Here is an 18,263-nt window from a genome sequence, read left to right on the forward strand (position 1 = left end):
TCTATCGACCAACGCAGATGGTGAGAGCGCCGCTGCCAGCAGTTGATGGTGAGCATCGTCATGCTACCTACCGGTGTCGGGTGCTCTACCGTCTGCGCAGGGCGACGGCGCCGGGTGCCCAGCGCGGCCAGACCCCGTCAGCACCGGGCGGTAGCCGCTGCGGGCGGCGTACCGTTGCCGCCCGGACGGACAGACGTCCGGGCGGGCGGGAAGGTCCGGGCGAGCGGGAAGGTCCGGGCGAGCGGGGAGCGGGTGGCGTGGTGGCGAACGGGGCGGCGACGCTGGCGCGGCCGGTGGTGGAACGGGCGCGGATCGCGGTCGCAATCGCGTTCGGGGTCAGCGGTCTGGCGTTCGCGTCGTGGATCTCCCGTACGCCGGCGATCCGCGACGCCCTCGATCTGACCAATGCCCAGTTCGGGCTGCTGCTGTTGTGCACGTCGGTGGGCGCGGTCAGTGCGCTGCCGCTGTCCGGTCCGCTGGTGCACGCGATCGGATCCCACCGGACGGTGCTGCTGGGCGCATCGGCCGTGACCGTCGGGATGCTCGCCGTCGCGGTCGGCGTGGCGGTCGTCTCACCGCCCCTGGCCGGTGCCGGGCTGCTGCTGACCGGCACCGGGTTGAGCAGCTGGGACGTGGCGATGAACGTCGAGGGTGCCGACGTCGAGCGCCGGCTCGACCGCCCGCTGATGCCCCGTTTCCACGCCGGCTTCAGCCTGGGTACGGTGACCGGCGCGCTCCTCGGGGCCGGATGTGCCTGGCTCGCGGTGCCGGTCGACTGGCAACTCGCCGTCACCGCGCTGCTGGTGATCGCCTCGATCGCCGCAGCCGTACGGATGTTCCTGCCGGTCCCGGCCCGGGTACCCGGCGCAGCGACGCCCCGGTCCGGGGTGCTGCGTGCCTGGCGGGAGCCGCGCACCCTGCTGATCGGTCTGCTGGTGCTGGCCTTCGCGTTCGTCGAAGGGGTGGCGAACGACTGGCTCACCCTGGCCGTGGTCGACGGCTACCGGGTCGGTGACGCGGTCGGCGCGGTGGCGTTCGGGGTGTTCGTCGCGGCGATGACCGCCGCCCGGATGGTCGGCGGCACGGCGTTGCAACGCTGGGGCCGGGTGACGGTGCTGCGGGCGACGGCGGTGCTGGCCCTGGTCGGCCTGGCCCTGGTGGTGTTCGGGCCGACGCTGCCGCTGGCGCTGCTCGGGGCGCTGCTGTGGGGCGCGGGGGCGTCGCTCGGCTTCCCGGTCGGGATGAGCGCGGCCGCCGACGAGGCCGACCGGGCGGCGGTACGGGTGTCGGTGGTCAGTTCGATCGGCTACACCTCGTTCCTGGCCGGTCCGCCGCTGATCGGTTTCCTGGCCGAGCAGGTCGGCATCCTGCGATCGCTGCTGGTGGTGGTCGGGGCGTTGGCGATCGGCCTGCTGGCCGCCGGCGCGACCCGGCCGGCCGGCCCGGCCGGTGCGGCCCGCCCGGGCTCGTGACTGCAGGTCCGATTCCCGCCAGCCGACCGGGCCCGCAAGCGGGCAGGATCGACCCATGGAGCTCGACTTCGAGCGGTGCTACCGGGTGCTGGACAGCCGCGACCAGCGTTTCGACGGCTGGTTCTACACCGGCGTGACGTCGACCGGCATCTACTGCCGGCCGTCCTGCCCGGCGGTCACCCCGAAGCGGGACAACGTCCGGTTCTTTGCGTCGGCGGCCGCCGCGCAACAGGCCGGGCTGCGCGCCTGCCGACGCTGCCACCCCGACGCCACCCCTGGCTCGCCCGACTGGGACCGCCGCGCCGACCTGGTCGGCCGGGCGATGCGGTTGATCAGCGACGGGGTGGTGGACCGCGACGGCGTGCCAGGGCTGGCCCGCCGCCTCGGCTACACCGAACGGCATCTCACCCGGGTGCTGACCGAGCAGGTGGGGGCCGGCCCGCTGGCGTTGGCCAGAGCACAGCGTGCGCAGACGGCCCGCATCCTGGTGGAGCGGACCGCCCTGACCGTCGCCGAGATCGCGTTCGCGGCCGGTTTCGGCAGCGTCCGGCAGTTCAATGACACGTTCCGGACGGTGTACGGCGGTCCGCCGTCGACGCTGCGCGGCCGGGTACGGCCCGGTGCGCCCGACCGGGCCGGGGTGATCACCGTACGGCTGGCCTTCCGTCAGCCGATGGCGGTCGATGCCGTACTCGGATTCCTGGCCGACCGGGCGGTGCCCGGCGTGGAGTCCGCCGACGGCGGCGGATACCGGCGTGCGCTGCGGCTGCCGTACGGTGCCGGCACGGTGGCGCTCACCCCGCACGACGGCTTCCTTGCCGCCGCGTTGCACCTCGGCGACCTGCGCGATCTGGCACCGGCGGTGTCCCGCTGCCGCCGACTGTTCGACCTGGACGCCGATCCGGCGGCGGTGGACGCCGTGCTGGGCGCCGATCCGGCGTTGGCCGCTGCCGTCGCCGCCGAGCCCGGGGTCCGGGTGCCGGGCGCGGTGGACGGCTTCGAGCTGGCGGTACGGGCCGTGGTCGGGCAGCAGATCTCGGTGTCCGCCGCCCGCCGGGTGCTGGCCCGCCTCTGCACGGCGACCGGGTCGCGAACAGCCCCGCCTGCGGACGGCCTGGCGCCGTTCCCGGGCCCGGCTGACCTGCTCGCCCTGCCCGACGACGCCTTCGCGATGCCGGCTGCCCGGCGCGGCACGCTGCGCGCGCTGGCCGCCGGCGTCACCGACGGCGGCATCGGACTCGACCCGGGCAGCGACCGGGTCGAGCTGTCGCACCGGCTCACCGCACTGCCCGGCATCGGCCCGTGGACCGCCGGGTACGTGGCGATGCGGGCGCTCGGCGACCCGGACGTGCTGCTCGGCACCGACCTGGGAGTACGGCGCGGCGCGGCGGCGCTGGGCCTGCCCGCCGCCCCCACCGACCTGACCGCCCACGCGGACCGCTGGCGGCCCTGGCGGTCGTACGCCAACCTGCGGCTGTGGCGGTCCGCCACGCCATCGAAATCGACACCGGAGTGACACATGACAAAACGTTCGACATTGGACATGAGTACCGTCGCCACGGCGGTCGGGCCGCTGACGCTGATCACCGACCCGGACGGGGCGCTACGGGCCGCCGGGTTCACCGCCGACCCGGACGACCTGCTCGACCTGGTCCACCCCGACCTGCGCGGGCCGGTGCGCCGCCGGGCCGGCCTCGGCGACGTCACCCGCGCCGTACGGTCCTACCTGTCCGGTGAGCTGACCGCGATCGACCAGCTCACGGTCTGCCAGCACGGCGGCCCGTTCCAGCGCACCGCCTGGTCGGCGCTGCGTGAGGTGAAGCCCGGCGAGCCGGTCAGCTATACGGCGTTCGCCCTGCGCTCCGGCCGTCCAGCAGCGGTCCGGGCGGCGGCCGGCGCCTGCGCCCGCAACGCGGTCGCGCTGGTGGTCCCCTGTCACCGGGTGCTGCGCGGCGACGGCACGCTGGGCGGCTACCGGTGGGGTCTGCCGATCAAGAAGTGGCTGCTCCACCATGAATCGCAGGTGACCTTCGCGGGGCGGTGAACCGGTGCCGGCACCGGCTACCGTCGTGGTGTGGACGCCGTACCCGACCGATCTCCGCCCCGGCGGCGCGCCGTCCACAATCTCTGGCGGCTGCGCCGCTACCTGCGCCCGTACCTCGGTCAACTCGGTTGGCTGCTGGCGGCCGCTGCGGCGGCGACCGGAGCCGGCATCGCCATCCCGCTGGTCATCGCCGAGGTGGTGGACGGCCCGGTGGCCGCCGGTGATCCCGCCGGTCTGCTGCTCCTCGGTGGACTCGCCCTGCTGCTCGGCGTCGTCGAGGCGGTGCTAATCTTCATCCGGCGGTGGGCACAGAGTGCCTCGTCGATCGGGATGGAAGGCACCATCCGCGACGACATCTACACCCACCTGCAGCGGCTCCCGGTCACCTTCCATGACCAGTGGCAGTCCGGGCAGTTGTTGTCCCGGGCGATCAGCGATCTGTCGGTTATCCGACGCTTCCTCTCCTTCGGTCTGCTGTTCCTGATCCTCAACTCGGCGACCTACCTGACCGTGGTGGCGTTGCTGCTGCACCTGTACTGGCCGTTGGGACTGGTGGTGGCGGCCAGCGCCGTACCGCTCTACCTGTTCAGCCGCCAGTTCACCCGCGCCTATCTGCGGGTGTCCCGACGGATGCAGGACCAGCAGGGTGACCTGGCCACCCTGGTCGAGGAGTCCGCGCAAGGGCTGCGGACCATCATCTCGTTCGGGCGCGGGCCGTACCTCACCGCGCGCTTCACCGACCTGGCCCGCGAGCTGCACGACACCGCGGTCGGCAAGGGCCGGCTGCTCGCCCACGCGTCGGCCCGCTACGACCTGGTGCCGAACGCGAGCCTCGCGGTCGTGCTGGTCGCCGGGGCCGGCGCCGTCGCCGACCAGCAGCTCACCATCGGTCAACTGGTCGCCTTCGTCACCCTGCAACTGATGCTGATCTGGCCGATCAAGTCGCTGGGCTGGATCATCTCGCACGCCCAGGAGGCGATGACCGCCGCCGACCGGATTCAGGAGGTGCTGGACACCTCGCCGTCGATCGTCGACCGACCGGACGCCGTCCGGATCCGGGTCGGTGAGGTCCGCGGTGAGTTGGGTTTCGACAACGTCACCTTCGGCTATCCGGGGACGCCGGAGCCGGTGCTGCGCGGCGTCGACCTCACCGTACGGCCGGGTGAGACGCTGGCCATCGCCGGCCTGACCGGCAGCGGCAAGACCAGCCTGGTGTCGCTGGTGCCGCGACTGTACGACGTCACCGGCGGACGGATCACCCTGGACGGTCATGACCTGCGCGACCTGCGCCTCGACGAGCTGCGCCGGTGCGTCGGCGTGGCGTTCGAAGATCCCACGTTGTTCTCGATGTCGGTTCGGGAAAACCTGACCCTCGGCCGGCCGGACGCCACCGACGCCGAGGTGCACGCCGCCGTCCGGTTGGCGCAGGCCGACTTCGTCCACGACCTGCCCTGGGGGTTGCATACCCGGATCGGCGAGCAGGGGCTGTCGCTGTCCGGCGGGCAGCGGCAGCGGCTGGCGCTGGCCCGGGCGGTGCTGGTCCGGCCCCGGGTGCTGGTGCTCGACGACCCGCTGTCCGCCCTGGACGTGCACACCGAGGCGCTGGTGGAGCAGGCGCTGCGCCGGGTGCTGGTCGGCACCACCGCGCTACTGGTGGTGCACCGGCCGTCCACGGTCGCGCTGGCCGACCGGGTGGCGCTGCTGGACGCGGGCCGGATCGCGGCCGTCGGCACCCACACCGAACTGCTCGCCACCGTGCCCGCCTACCGGGCCGTACTCTCCGCCGACGGACCCGGCCTGGTCAGGTCGCGGTGAGCCGGACCGACGATGCCGGCAGCACCGCGGACCGTGACGCGAGCAGGTCCGACTACGCTCAGCCGGACGGGCGCGGGGTCTCCGACCGGGCGGCGGACGAGGCCAGCAGCGGAGCCGACGGCGACCCGGTCGACAACGCCCGGGTCCGGGCCCGCAGCCGGGCGCTGCTCGGCTCGCTGACCCGGCCGCACCGGCGGATGATCGCGGTGGCGGTCGGCCTGCTGCTACTGCAGAACGCCGCCGCGATGGCCGGTCCGTACCTCGTGATGCTGGGTATCGACCGGGCCATCCCGCCGCTGACCGACGACGGTGACGCGGGGCCGCTGACCGCGATCGCCGTCGCCTTCGCGGTCGCCACCGTCGCCGAGTACGTCGGCAAGCGCAGCTTCCTGATCCTGTCTGCCCGGGTCGGTCAGGCGATCCTGCTCGACCTGCGTCAGCGGGTGTACCGGCACTTCCTCAACCTGTCGGTCAGTTTCCACGAGCGTTACACCTCCGGCCGGGTGGTTGCCCGGCTGACCAGTGACATGGACTCGATCTCCGAGCTGGTCAACGGCGGCATCGACGACCTGGTGCTCGCCGGGCTGTCGGTGATCTCGGTGGCGGCGATCCTGCTCTGGCTGGACCTGCCGCTGGCCCTGGTGACCCTGCTGGCGTTCCCGTTCCTGGTGTGGATGTCGATCTGGTTCGCCCGCGCCTCCACCGTCGCCTACCGGCGTACCCGGGAGACCGTGGCGCTGCTGATCGTCCACTTCGTGGAGTCGCTCGGCGGGGTCCGGGCCGTGCACGCGTTCCGGCGCGAGCCCCGCAACCAGGAGATCTTCGCCGAGGTCAACACCGGCTTCCAGCGGGCCAGCCTGCACGCGTTCCGGCTGATCGCGATCTACTCACCGAGCCTCAAGGGCATTGGCAACGTGGCTGTCGCGATGGTGCTCACCTTCGGCGGTTGGCAGGTGCTGCAGGGCCGCACCGAGATCGGCGTACTCGCCGCGTTCCTGCTGTACCTGCGCCGGTTCTTCGAGCCGATGCAGGAGCTGAGCCAGTTCTACAACTCGCTGCAGTCGGCGACCGCGGCGCTGGAGAAGCTCTCCGGCGTGCTCGACGAGCGGCCGGACGTCGCCGAGCCGGTGCGGCCGCGTCCGCTGCCGCAGCCGGTACGCGGCGCGGTGCGGCTGCATGCCGTCTCGTTCGGCTACCGGCCGGACCGTCTGGTGCTGCCCGAGCTGACCCTGCGGATCCCGGCCGGGCAGACGGTCGCGCTGGTCGGGGCCACCGGGGCCGGCAAGTCGACGATCGCCAAGCTGGTGGCCCGGCTCTACGATCCGGTCAGCGGGTCGGTCACCCTCGACGGCGTCGACCTGCGTGAGATCGCCGGCCGCGACCTGCGGCGAAACGTGATCATGGTTACGCAGGAGAACCACCTCTTTGCCGGCAGCGTCGCGGACAACATCCGGTTCGGCCGCCCGGACGCCACCGACGCCGAGGTGGAGGCCGCGGCGCGGGCGATCGGCGCGCACGAGTTCATCTCCGGACTTCCCGACGGGTACGCCACCGACGTGCACCGGCGCGGCGGGCGGCTGTCCGCCGGGCAACGGCAGTTGGTCGCCTTCGCCCGGGCGGTGCTGGCCGACCCGGCGGTGCTGATCCTCGACGAGGCGACCTCGTCGCTGGACGTGCCGACCGAGCGCCTGGTGCAGCGGGCGTTGCAGACCATGCTCAACGGCGGCCAGAACGACGATAGCCAGAACTGCGGTGGCCGCAACGGCGACGGGCCGGTGGCCAACCGCTGGCCGACCGGCCACGGGCGCACTGCGCTGGTCATCGCGCATCGGCTGTCGACGGTGCAGATCGCCGACCGGGTGCTGGTCCTCGACGACGGCCGGATCGTCGAGGACGGCCGGCCTGCCGACCTGATCGCCGACGGCGGTCGGTACGCCGTGCTGCACCACCAGTGGCGCGACAGCCTCAGCTGAGCCGGACCGCCTGCAGGGTGTAGCTGAGTGGGAACCGCTCCGGTCGTTCGGTCAACCGCCACTCGCCGTCATCGCCCTTGGCCATCCGGCCGGGCAACGCGTTCCACGGCACGCTGTCGTGCTCGACCAGCATCGTCACCTGCATCCCGACGCCGGTGAGCGCGGTGAAGATCTCCCCGATGCCATGGTTCCACGCGTGGGTCAGGTTGTGGGTGAAGCTGACCTCGGTGTCGACGTACGTGCCGTCCTCGTTCCACACCAGCGGCCGGTCCGTCTCGAAGTACGGCAGGTCGAGCACGAGCAGGCCGTCCGGGCGGGTCTCGTCGACCGCCCACAGCGCCGGGTGCCCCTCCCGCAGGAACAGCCGGCCGCCCGGCCGCAGCAGTGCGGCCACCGTCTCCGCCCATCGGGTCACGCTCGGCAGCCAGCAGAGCGCACCGATCCCGGTGAAGACGAGGTCGAACCCGCCCGCGCCGAGCACCTCCACGGCGCGGTAGACATCGGCTTCGACGTACTCGATCGGGGTCTGTGCGGCTGCGGCGATCCGCCGGGCCTCGGCCAGGGACGCGCCGGAAAGGTCCAGGCCGGTCATGGTCGCGCCCAGCCGGGCCAGCGACAGCGTGTCGGTGCCGATGTGGCACTGCAGATGCACCCCGCGTACGCCGGTCAGGTCGCCGAGCCTCGGCAGGTCGAAGCGCACCACCTCACTGAGCAGCGCCGGGTCGGCGATCAGCTGCGCCACCCGGTAGTCCGGCGATGCGGCGTGTGCCGGCGCGCGCTCGTCCCAGCTGGCCCGGTTGAGCGCCAGATAGTCGGTCATGCCGCCGACCATCGCATGATCCGACGCCGCTGGCACCCCGTTATCGTCCGGTCGGGCTCCGGCCCGGTGAGTCTGGTAACGGCGGGTGGCCCCGGTCGCTCATGCGCTCCCGGGGCCACCCGCTTTCTCAGTTGTTACGTGTCACGCCCTGTTCGCCCGACGGCGGGTGAGCAGGAGCAACGAGATTCCCAGCACCACGAGCGCACCGCCGCTGGTGATCAGGTTCGTGGTCGCGCTGCCGGTGACCGGCAGCCCCACGTACCGGAACGCGATCTCGTTCGAGGTGCCGTTCGGTGTCGTCACCGTGATGGTTGTGTGCTTGACGTCGCACGGCGGAGTGACGAAGGTCAGCGAGGTCCCGGAACTGTTGACCGTGACCTTGTTCGCTGGAATCGTCTTGCCGCAGATCGTCACGGTCGTCTGGCCCGGGATGAAGCCGCTGCCTCCGACGACCACTGTGGTCCCGCCGTTGGCCGGTCCCTGTCCAGGGTCGACCGAGTCGATCACCGGTGCCGGGCCACCCGAGTAGGTGAAGCCGTCGGGAGCGACCGCGTCATCACCCGGCAACACCACCACCACATCAACCGGACCCACCGGCCCCGGCGGCGTCACCACCGTCAACGACGTACCCGACGGATCCACCACCAGATCAGTCCCCGGCACACCACCGAACGTCACATCAGTCGCCCCGGTGAACCCGGAACCCGTGACCGTCACCGTGGTACCACCCGTGTTCGGACCCGAATCCGGAACCACCGAATCAATCGTCGGCGGCACATAGGTGAAGATCCCCGCATCCGCAGTACCAGCCGGGAACACCAACACCACATCAGCCGGACCAGCAGCACCCGGCGGAGTCACCACCGTGATCTCCGTACCAGCCGGATTCACCGCGAACCCCGTACCCGCCACGCCATCAAACGTGACACCGGTCGCCCCAGCGAAACCCGAACCAGTAATCGTCACCGTGGTACCACCAGACGTCGGCCCGAAATCAGGATCCAGACCCGTCACCACCGCATCCGAACCATCAGCCAGATACGTGTACGCCAACGGATCAGTCGAACCACCATCAGTGGTCACCACCACATCCACCACACCAGGCGCATGCGCCGGAGTCACCGCCGTCAACGACGTACCCGACGGATCCACCACCACATCAGTGGCCGGCAACCCGTCAAACGTCACCGCCGTGTCACCCGGCACAAAACCCGAACCAGTGATCGTCACCGTCTGACCACCAGACTGCGGACCAGAATCCGGATCAATCGACGACGCAGTCGGCGGCGCGACCACATAAGTGAAGCCGTCGGGAGCGACCGCGTCATCACCCGGCAACACCACCACCACATCAACCGGACCCACCGGCCCCGGCGGCGTCACCACCGTCAACGACGTACCCGACGGATCCACCACCAGATCAGTCCCCGGCACACCACCGAACGTCACATCAGTCGCCCCGGTGAACCCGGAACCCGTGACCGTCACCGTGGTACCACCCGTGTTCGGACCCGAATCCGGAACCACCGAATCAATCGTCGGCGGCACATAGGTGAAGATCCCCGCATCCGCAGTACCAGCCGGGAACACCAACACCACATCAGCCGGACCAGCAGCACCCGGCGGAGTCACCACCGTGATCTCCGTACCAGCCGGATTCACCGCGAACCCCGTACCCGCCACGCCATCAAACGTGACACCGGTCGCCCCAGCGAAACCCGAACCAGTAATCGTCACCGTGGTACCACCAGACGTCGGCCCGAAATCAGGATCCAGACCCGTCACCACCGCATCCGAACCATCAGCCAGATACGTGTACGCCAACGGATCAGTCGAACCACCATCAGTGGTCACCACCACATCCACCACACCAGGCGCATGCGCCGGAGTCACCGCCGTCAACGACGTACCCGACGGATCCACCACCACATCAGTGGCCGGCAACCCGTCAAACGTCACCGCCGTGTCACCCGGCACAAAACCCGAACCAGTGATCGTCACCGTCTGACCACCAGACTGCGGACCAGAATCCGGATCAATCGACGACGCAGTCGGCGGCGCCGGTGCGGCCGGACGTTCACAGGTGGCCTCGGCGATGATGACTTCACCGACCGGGATGACCACCGGGAACCCGAGGAGCAGACCCGAGAGTGAGGCGGTGAGCACGATGGTGGCCGCCGCCGCGCTGTCGGCGGTGACGGTCTCGATACGCGACAGTGAGACATCGAGCATCGCTCCGACCAGACCCGGCACCGTCACCGCGGCGCTCACGTCAAGGCTCGGCCCGTTCGGGATCAGGACCTCCGCCAGGCCGAACACGGTAAGCCCGGTCAACGTCGTGTCGGCAGTCTGCGGACCGACGAAGGGGCAGCTGACTGCGGCCTCGACGGCCGATGCGGTCAGCACGTTCACGCCGAGGATGTCCAACGACACGTCGGCGACCGAGGACGAGGCGGACGACGAGATCGGGCCCCTGGTGGCGCTGACCTCCAGGACGGTGCCGTCGGCGGCGACGCCGATGGCTCCCGGCAGGGTGATGTCGAGCAGGGTCTCGGTGTCGGTGCCGCCGGCGGGTGGGGCGTCCACCGACCCGATCACCGCACTGGCCTCGATCACCGGAATCCCGAGGACCTCAGCCGAGAGGTCGACGATCACCCCCCTCGCATGCGCGTCTCCGGGAGCTGCGTAGGCGGGTGCGGCCGTCACCGCCAACCCGCCAGCGGTGCCAAGTAGCGCGGCCAGCGAGACGCTGGCCACCCGTTTCAACGTTGACTGCACTTTTCCCCCGTCTCGTCTTCTGCGTGAGCCGGACAGGCCGGTGTGCCCATCCGTCACAAACGAGAACGACAACAAATAGGGCAAGTCGTGCAAAACTACCAGAGGTCCAGCTCACACGACACCCATGTCCGACGCGGCGTGGCCGGCCAGACGGGACGGCGTCCGCTGAACGGATCCACTTCCGCCGTTCGTCGGACGTGCCCACAGGTTGATCCCCTAAGCTCACTCAACTGGCCCCGGACGGGCTGCCCGGCCAGGAAGCACTGCCCGCCAACCGTCAGAGCGGGATCCGCGTCACAGCACCAGTCGGTACCGGGAGGTAACTTGGTGCCGCTGGTCATGCGGGACGGGGAGGTCGCGGGTGCGGTATGTGGCGATCGGGGACAGTTTCACCGAAGGGCTCGGCGACGAACTACCGGACGGCGCCGTACGCGGCTGGGCTGATCTGGTCGCCGCCGGCCTCGCCGCCGCGAACGGCGGCCCTGTGCAGTACGCCAACCTGGCGATCCGGGGACGGCTGCTGGAACCGATAGTCACCGAGCAGCTCGACCGGGCGTTGTCGCTGTCCCCACTCCCGACGATGATCACACTCAACGGCGGCGGCAACGACATGATGCGCGCCGGCACGGACCTGAGCCGGTTGGTCGCGCTGACCGAGGGCGCGGTACGCCGCTGCGCCGACGCCGGCGTACGGCTGGTGCTGCTCAGCGGCGGCGACCCGAGCGCCCGGCTGCCGTTCGGCGCAACGATGCGGCGACGCGGGCTGGCGCTGACCGCAGCCACCGCCGAACTCGCCGCCCGGCACGGCCTCGACTTCATCGACGTGTTCGGCGACATGGAGATCCGCCGCGAACAGTACTGGTCACCCGACCGCCTGCACCTCAACTCGGCCGGCCACCGCCGAGTCGCCAGCCTGGTGCTGGACGGGCTGGGCCACCCGACCGAGGCGCACGTGGTCGACCCGGCACCGGTCGGCCGACGCGGCCTGCTCGCCGAGGCCCGCTACTACCGGGAGTTCGTGGTGCCCTGGGTACACCGCCGGCTGCGCGGCCGCTCGTCCGGTGACGGGCGGACCGCGAAGTACGCCGACTGGGTGCCGGTCCAGGCCGGCTGACCGTGTCGGATCCGTTCCCTCGGATCCGTTCGCCGGCTGATGGTCACCGCCGCTTGCCGTCACCAGCCACGCAGGAAGCGCAGGCCGAGCAGGAAGGCCACCACCGACGGCCCGGCGAGCAGCGTCACCGCCTGCAGCCGGTACGGCATCCGGTGCCGGCCGAGTTCGAGTGCGTTGGCGAACACCACGGCGGCAGCGAGCATCATGAAACCGCCCCACCAGCCGGTGGCGCCGAAGTCGACCAGACCGGTCACGATCAGTCCGAGGGTGACGCCGACCCCGGCGCCGGTGACGGCCAGCAGGGCAACGGTGCGGTGCAGCCCTCGGGCGAGCGGATGATCCGGACGCCAGCGGTAGGTGCCGGCCACCGCCAGGCAGGACAGCACGACGAGCAACGGCCAGCCGTCACCCATCAGTCCCAGCATGAGCAGCGCACCCACGGTGAAGACGATCGCGCCGATGCCGGCGATGACGTACCCACCGAAGGCCCGGCCGCCACCGCGGGCCAGTAGCGGGCCACCGGCGGCGGCGATCAACGCCCCGGGTAGCAGGATGAACCCGGCCCACCAGTGGAACCGCCCGGACGACTGGGCGGCGGCGGTCACCGCCCCGGTGGCCAGAGCCGCCGCGCCGAGACCGGCGAGCCAGCCGCGTTGAATCTGTCGCTTGGTGTCCACGGTGACGAGCCTGCCCGCTCACCGGTCGGCGGACCATCCGGGTAGCCCTACTTCCGAAGGTCAGAAATCCCCGAACCCGCCGAAATCCCCACCGCCGAAATCCCCACCGCCGAAGTCGCCGCCACCGAAGTCGCCGCCACCGGAGAAGTCCTCGCCGCCGGTGAAGTCCTCGTCACCGCCGCCGTCCTCCAAGCCGGCGGCGTACCCGGCGTCGTAGCCGGGGTCGCCGAACGCCGGAGAGAACAACGCGCTGAAGACCAGCATGCCGCCGATCGCACCGGCCGCCCCGGCCAGCGCCGGCTTCCACAGCGGTTGGGAGTACCAGCCGGCCGGCACCGGCCGGCCCTGGTGGTAGCCGCCCGGGTAGTAGTGCGGCGTCTGCGGGCCCGGGTTGGGCCCGGCCCGGAAGGTTTGCCCCTGGACGTCGACCTCACGTTCCTTGGTGAGCTGCCCGGCGCCCCGGGCGGCGGCCAGCGGGGGCAGCTCGGGGCCGGGGTCGATGCCGAGCGCCACCCGGGCCGCCCGGACGTAGGCCAGGCCCTCCAGGGCGGTCTCCCGGGCCAGCTCGAACTGCTTGACGCTGCGGGCCTGCTCCAGCTGTGACCCGGCCGCGGTATAGCGCTCGCCGGCGTCGAGCAGCGACTGCCGGACCGCCGGCTGGTCGCCGTGCAGGTTCATCACCTGGCCGCCGAGCCGCTCGTACCAGCGCTGTGCCTCGGCCCGGGCGTCGGCCAGCGCCCGCTCCTTGCGGGCGGCGCTTTCCCCCCGCCACCACAGCAGGCCGCCGGCGAACAACGCCACCAAGACCAGGAGCAGAAGAAGTTCCATGGCTACGACGGTAGCCGCCCTGATCCACCACCAGCCACAACGACGGACGGTGCCGGGCGCCGGCGGGCGGGCGGCGTACCTGTTTGACATGCTTTCCGGCGTGGATGTCGCGACGGTAGTGGTGGTGGTCGTCTGTCTCGGTTGCGGCGCGGCGCTCGGCTGGCTGGCCGCCCGGGCCCGGTCGGCGGCCGAGATCGCCCGGCTGGACGCGACGCTGCGCGCCACCCGCGACGGCGAGGGCCGGTTGGAGCAGTCGATGCGGGCGCTGTCGTACGAGGCGACCGCCCAGTCGCAGGAGGCGGTGGCGCGTGCGGTGGCACCGCTGCACGACGCGCTGCGCCGCTACGAGCAGCGGGTGGCCGAGCTGGAGCATGACCGGGTCGACGCGTATGCCGAGCTGCGCGAGCAGGTCCGGGCGATGGGTGGAGTCTCCGCTGAACTGCGTACCGAGACCAAACAACTGGTCGCGGCGCTGCGCGCGCCCCAGGTACGTGGCAGGTGGGGTGAGCACCAGCTGCGGCGCATCGTCGAGGCGGCCGGGATGCTGGAGCACTGCGACTTCGCCGAGCAGGTGACAGCGCGGACCGAGCAACAGACGGTCCGCCCGGACCTCGTGGTACGGCTGCACGGCGGACGCAGCGTGGTGGTCGACGCCAAGGCGCCGTTCGACGGCTATCTGTCTGCAATGGAGGCCCGCGAGGAGCGCAGCCGGGACCAGCACCTGGACAGTCACGCCCGGCAGCTGCGGACCCATGTGGACGCACTCGCTGCGAAACAGTACTGGTCCGCGTTTGATCAGACGCCGGAGTTCGTGGTGCTGTTCGTGCCGGCCGATTCGTTCCTGGACGCCGCGTTGCAGCGCGACCCGGCTCTGCTGGAGCACGCGTTCAGCCGGGACATCGTACTGGCCACCCCGGCGACGCTGGTGGCGTTGCTGCGCACCGTGGCGTACTCGTGGCGGCAGGAGGCGCTGGCCCGTAACGCGGTGGCCGTGCACCGACTGGCCCGTGATCTGTACGGGCGGCTGGCCACGCTGGGCGAGCACGTCACCAAGTTGGGTAACGCGCTGGGAGGTGCGGTCACCGCGTACAACCGGGCGGTGGGATCGTTGGAGGGGCGGGTCCTGGTCAGTGCACGAAAACTCGCCGATCTCGGGGTTTCCGACACCGAACTGACGCCCCCGCCACAGGTCGAAGTGGCGCCGCGTCAGGTGCAGGCGCCGGAGCTGGAATCGCCGTCGGTCGGCGATGACCGGGCGCATCGGACACGTCCCGAGTGGACCGGGTTGAGCTGGGAAAACCCCGAATAGACACTACTCATTGCAGGCATTTCACTACGACCACGCCACCCATTCAGGGAAGTGCATGTCACGGGCTGGTCACAACGCTTGGCTAGGTAGTGACAGCGATCCACCGGAACACAAAGGATGCGGTCACACGTGCCCTGCACCACAGGGCCCAGTTCTTCCGGAGGAAGAGAACGTGAGTAAACCCCGCATCTGGAGACGGCGAACCTCTGCCGCGCTCCTGGCATCCGTCATGGTGGCCGGTGCCGTGACGCTGGCGGGTGGTGCGTCCACCGCGAGCGCCAACCCGTCGACCAAAGCCGACGTACTGAAGGACACCCCTACCGATACGTTGGGGTCGCACGATCTCGACCTGCTCGCCGAGGCGGAGGCGAAGAGCGAGCAGAGCGTCACCTTGCTGGTCGCCACCGAGCAGGGCCAGGCACCGAAGGTCGCGGCCGAGCTGAAGAAGCTCGGCGGCGTGATCGGCAACCAGGTCGATGAGGTCGGCTACGTCCGGGCCCGCGTGCCGGTCAAGAACGTCGTCGCGGCGTCGAAACTGCCCGGGGTCTCGGCAGTCGACCTCAACGAGACGATCCCGATGCCGGACCCGGTGCCGGAGAGCATGGCGGCGGCTTCCTCCGTGGCGAGCGCGACCACCGGCCCGGGGCCGGACACCGGCGCGGTCAACCCCTACATGCCGACCAGCGAAACCGGCGCGGTCTCATTCAAGAAGAGCCACCCGCGCTGGGACGGCCGCAACGTCGTCGTCGGTATCATGGACTCCGGGATCGACCTGGACCACCCCGCGCTGCAGACCACCACCACCGGGGAGCGGAAGGTCATCGACTGGGTCACCCCGATCGACCCACTGTACGAGAACGACGGCACCTGGCGGCCGATGCTCACCGGTGTGAGCGGCCCGAGCTTCAGCTACGCCGGGGTCAGCTGGTCCGCGCCGGCCGGCGACTACATGATCAACCTGTTCTCGGAGTCGATCACCGCCGGCGGGGCGGCCGACGGTGACGTCAACCGCGACGGCGACACCAGCGACCGATTCGGCGTGCTGTACGACCCGGCCACCAACGACGTACGGGTCGACGTCGACCAGGACTTCGACTTCACCGACGAGCCGGTGATGCGTCCGTACCAGGAGAACTTCGACATCGGGCATTTCGGCACGGACGACCCGGCGACCCCGATTGCCGAGCAGGTGCCGTTCGTCGTCGAGTTCCGTACCGACGTCGACACCACTCCGGTCGGTGGTCCCGGCCTGATCGACTACGTCAACATCGGCCTGATCTCGTCGTCGCACGGCACCCACGTGGCGGGCATCGTGGCCGCCAACGACATGCTGGGCAACGAGAACTTCGACGGCGCCGCGCCCGGCGCCAAGCTGGTCTCCTCGCGGGCCTGCACCTTCGCTGGCGGCTGCACCGCCGCCGCGTTGACCGACGGCATGATCGACCTGGTCATCAACCGGGGCGTCGACATCATCAACATGTCGATCGGTGGTCTGCCGGCGCTCAACGACGGCAACAACGCCCGCGCGGAGCTGTACAACATTCTGATCGACGTGTACGGCGTGCAGATGTTCATCTCGGCCGGCAACTCCGGCCCGGGCACCAACACCATCGGTGACCCGTCGGTGGCGTCCAGCGTGGTTAGTGTTGCCGCGAGCGTGAGCCGGGACACCTGGCTGGCCAACTACGGCTCCGAGGTACGCACCCGCAACTCGCTGTTCCCGTTCTCGTCGCGCGGTCCGCGTGAGGACGGCGGGTTCAAGCCGAGCATCAGCGCCCCCGGCGCGGCCATCTCCACCGTCGCCGGCTGGGAGGAGGGCGGCCCGGTCCCTGAGGCCGGCTACCCGCTGCCGCCCGGCTACGCCATGTACAACGGCACGTCGATGGCCGCCCCGCAGGCCACCGGCGCGGTTGCCCTGCTGATGTCGGGCGTCAAGGCCAAGGACCTCGACGTCACCCCGATGCAGCTGCGTCGGGCGCTGTACAGCGGTGCCCGCTGGATCAACGGTGCCTCCGCCCACGAGCAGGGCAACGGCATGCTGCACGTGGCCGACACCTGGAAGCTGCTGCGCGAGGGTATCGAGGTCAACGGCTACGACGTCAGCGCCCCGGTCTGCACGCCGATCTCGGAGTACCTGGCCACCCCGCACGAGGGCACCGGCGTCCACAACCGGTGCGCCGCCGACGCCGGTGGTCACCGGCCGGGCCAGTTCAAGTCCTACCCGGTCACCATCACCCGGACCAGCGGCCCGGACGTCGACCTGCTGCACAAGCTCAAGTGGGTCGGCAACGACGGCACCTTCGCCGCCCCCGGCCAGGTGGTGCTGCCGCTGAACGAGGCCGTCACGTTCAACGTGCGGGCCACGCCGGACGCCGGTGTGCACAGCGCCATCCTCCGGGTGGACAACCCGTTCACCGCCACGGTCGACTTCGAGATCATGAACACGGTGGTGGCATCGACCGCGATGACCAGCCCGGAGTACGAGTTCAACACCTCCGGCAAGGTGACGCGTAACGCGTACACGTCGTTCTTCGTCACGGTGCCCGAAGGTGCGACGGCGCTGCAGGTCAGCCTGTCGGGCATCGCGGACGGATCGCAGACCCGGTTCATCGCGATCGACCCGTACGGCGTACCGCTGGAGAGCTCCAGCAGTCTGCGCTGCTACACCAACTTCTCCGACCCGAGCCTGTGCAAGCCGGAGGAGCGGGACTACCAGAACCCGCTGCCGGGGGTCTGGGAGATCGAGGTGGAGTCGCGGCGGACCTCGCCGATGCTGCAGAACCCGTTTGAACTGACCGCCCAGGTGCAGGGCGTCACTGTCGACCCGGCCAACACGGTGCTTGAGGACATCACCCTCGGTGAGCCAACTCCGCTCAGCTGGACGGTGGAGAACACCTTCGGCCCGGTCACGGTCTCCGGGCAGGGCGGCTCGCTCGGCTCGGCGAACAGCGACCGACCGACGATCGCCGACCTGGAGGTGCAGACCTTCCAGGTGACGGTCCCGGCCGGGGCAACCCGGTTGTTCGCGAAGATCGGCAACACCAGCGATCTCAGCGCCGACCTGGACCTGTTCGTCTACCGGAACGGTTCGCTGATCGACTACACCGCCGACGGCGACTCCGAAGAGGCCGTGACGATCGACAACCCGGCACCCGGTGTCTACGACATCGAGGTCGACGGGTACTCGGTGCCGGCCGGCAGCACCGAGTACGACTACCTGGACGTGTTCTACTCGACCGGTTTGGGCGCCATCTCGGTCGAGTCGGGCTCGACGGAGCTGGCCAACGGCGCCAGCGCCACGCTCAGCGGCAGCGTCACGGTGGACGCCACTCCGGAGGCGGGCCGGGAGCTGTTCGGTGAGATGCTCGTCGTCACCGAACAGGGTGCGGTCGTCGGCCGCGGCGGGGTCTCGGTCAGCTCGGTGAGCTGACCT

The 18,263-nt window shown here is 70.6% G+C and carries 12 protein-coding genes; 8 read left to right on the forward strand and 4 right to left on the reverse strand.

Annotated elements, in window-relative coordinates:
* The first annotated feature begins 257 nt into the window (after window positions 1–257).
* Genes ACFHW1_RS02710 through ACFHW1_RS02730 form a run of 5 tightly spaced genes read left to right on the forward strand, consistent with a single transcriptional unit; the run spans window position 258 to window position 7,304 of the window.
* A complete protein-coding gene (locus ACFHW1_RS02710; protein ID WP_416552198.1) occupies window positions 258–1,472 on the forward strand; it encodes an MFS transporter in 1,215 nt (404 codons plus the stop codon).
* A 55-nt stretch (window positions 1,473–1,527) separates the two neighbouring features.
* Complete coding sequence (locus ACFHW1_RS02715) at window positions 1,528–2,988, forward strand: AlkA N-terminal domain-containing protein (protein WP_416552197.1); 1,461 nt, start codon at window positions 1,528–1,530, stop codon at window positions 2,986–2,988.
* Between the two features lie 27 nt (window positions 2,989–3,015).
* A complete protein-coding gene (locus tag ACFHW1_RS02720) occupies window positions 3,016–3,516 on the forward strand; it encodes a methylated-DNA--[protein]-cysteine S-methyltransferase (RefSeq protein WP_416614725.1) in 501 nt (166 codons plus the stop codon).
* 30 nt (window positions 3,517–3,546) lie between these two features.
* On the forward strand, window positions 3,547–5,331 hold the full coding sequence (locus ACFHW1_RS02725; RefSeq protein WP_416614727.1) for an ABC transporter ATP-binding protein: 1,785 nt from the start codon (window positions 3,547–3,549) through the stop codon (window positions 5,329–5,331).
* The gene (locus ACFHW1_RS02730; protein ID WP_416614729.1) at window positions 5,328–7,304 is read left to right on the forward strand and encodes an ABC transporter ATP-binding protein; all 1,977 of its coding nucleotides are present in this window, start codon (window positions 5,328–5,330) and stop codon (window positions 7,302–7,304) included. Before ACFHW1_RS02725 ends, ACFHW1_RS02730 begins: the two co-directional genes overlap by 4 nt.
* Here the strand turns inward: ACFHW1_RS02730 and ACFHW1_RS02735 are convergent.
* Together ACFHW1_RS02735 and ACFHW1_RS02740 are read right to left on the reverse strand one after the other, a co-directional pair.
* Entirely contained in the window at window positions 7,297–8,124 is an 828-nt protein-coding gene (locus ACFHW1_RS02735) for a class I SAM-dependent methyltransferase (protein WP_416614730.1), read from the reverse strand. The two genes, ACFHW1_RS02730 and ACFHW1_RS02735, sit on opposite strands and share 8 nt — an antisense overlap.
* A gap of 141 nt (window positions 8,125–8,265) precedes the next feature.
* On the reverse strand, window positions 8,266–10,902 hold the full coding sequence (locus ACFHW1_RS02740; RefSeq protein WP_416614732.1) for an IPT/TIG domain-containing protein: 2,637 nt from the start codon (window positions 10,900–10,902) through the stop codon (window positions 8,266–8,268).
* Between the two features lie 361 nt (window positions 10,903–11,263).
* Here ACFHW1_RS02740 and ACFHW1_RS02745 point away from each other — a divergent pair, with 361 nt between their 5' ends.
* The gene (locus ACFHW1_RS02745; RefSeq protein WP_416614734.1) at window positions 11,264–12,016 is read left to right on the forward strand and encodes an SGNH/GDSL hydrolase family protein; all 753 of its coding nucleotides are present in this window, start codon (window positions 11,264–11,266) and stop codon (window positions 12,014–12,016) included.
* A 59-nt stretch (window positions 12,017–12,075) separates the two neighbouring features.
* Here ACFHW1_RS02745 and ACFHW1_RS02750 read toward each other — a convergent pair whose 3' ends face one another.
* Window positions 12,076–12,693, reverse strand: a complete 618-nt coding sequence (locus ACFHW1_RS02750; protein WP_416568505.1) for a hypothetical protein — start codon at window positions 12,691–12,693, stop codon at window positions 12,076–12,078.
* Between the two features lie 60 nt (window positions 12,694–12,753).
* On the reverse strand, window positions 12,754–13,521 hold the full coding sequence (locus ACFHW1_RS02755) for a hypothetical protein (RefSeq protein WP_416552189.1): 768 nt from the start codon (window positions 13,519–13,521) through the stop codon (window positions 12,754–12,756).
* An 88-nt stretch (window positions 13,522–13,609) separates the two neighbouring features.
* On the opposite strand from ACFHW1_RS02755, the gene ACFHW1_RS02760 reads away from it, so the two are divergent.
* Both ACFHW1_RS02760 and ACFHW1_RS02765 read left to right on the forward strand, forming a co-directional pair.
* Window positions 13,610–14,830, forward strand: a complete 1,221-nt coding sequence (locus tag ACFHW1_RS02760) for a DNA recombination protein RmuC (protein WP_416614778.1) — start codon at window positions 13,610–13,612, stop codon at window positions 14,828–14,830.
* 172 nt (window positions 14,831–15,002) lie between these two features.
* Window positions 15,003–18,260 (forward strand): S8 family serine peptidase, encoded by a 3,258-nt coding sequence (locus ACFHW1_RS02765; protein WP_416614736.1) that lies wholly within the window; start codon window positions 15,003–15,005, stop codon window positions 18,258–18,260.
* Window positions 18,261–18,263: the final 3 nt, after the last annotated feature.

This window comes from Micromonospora sp. LOL_014 (assembly GCF_048060245.1).
In the GTDB taxonomy this organism is placed as follows: domain Bacteria; phylum Actinomycetota; class Actinomycetes; order Mycobacteriales; family Micromonosporaceae; genus Micromonospora_E.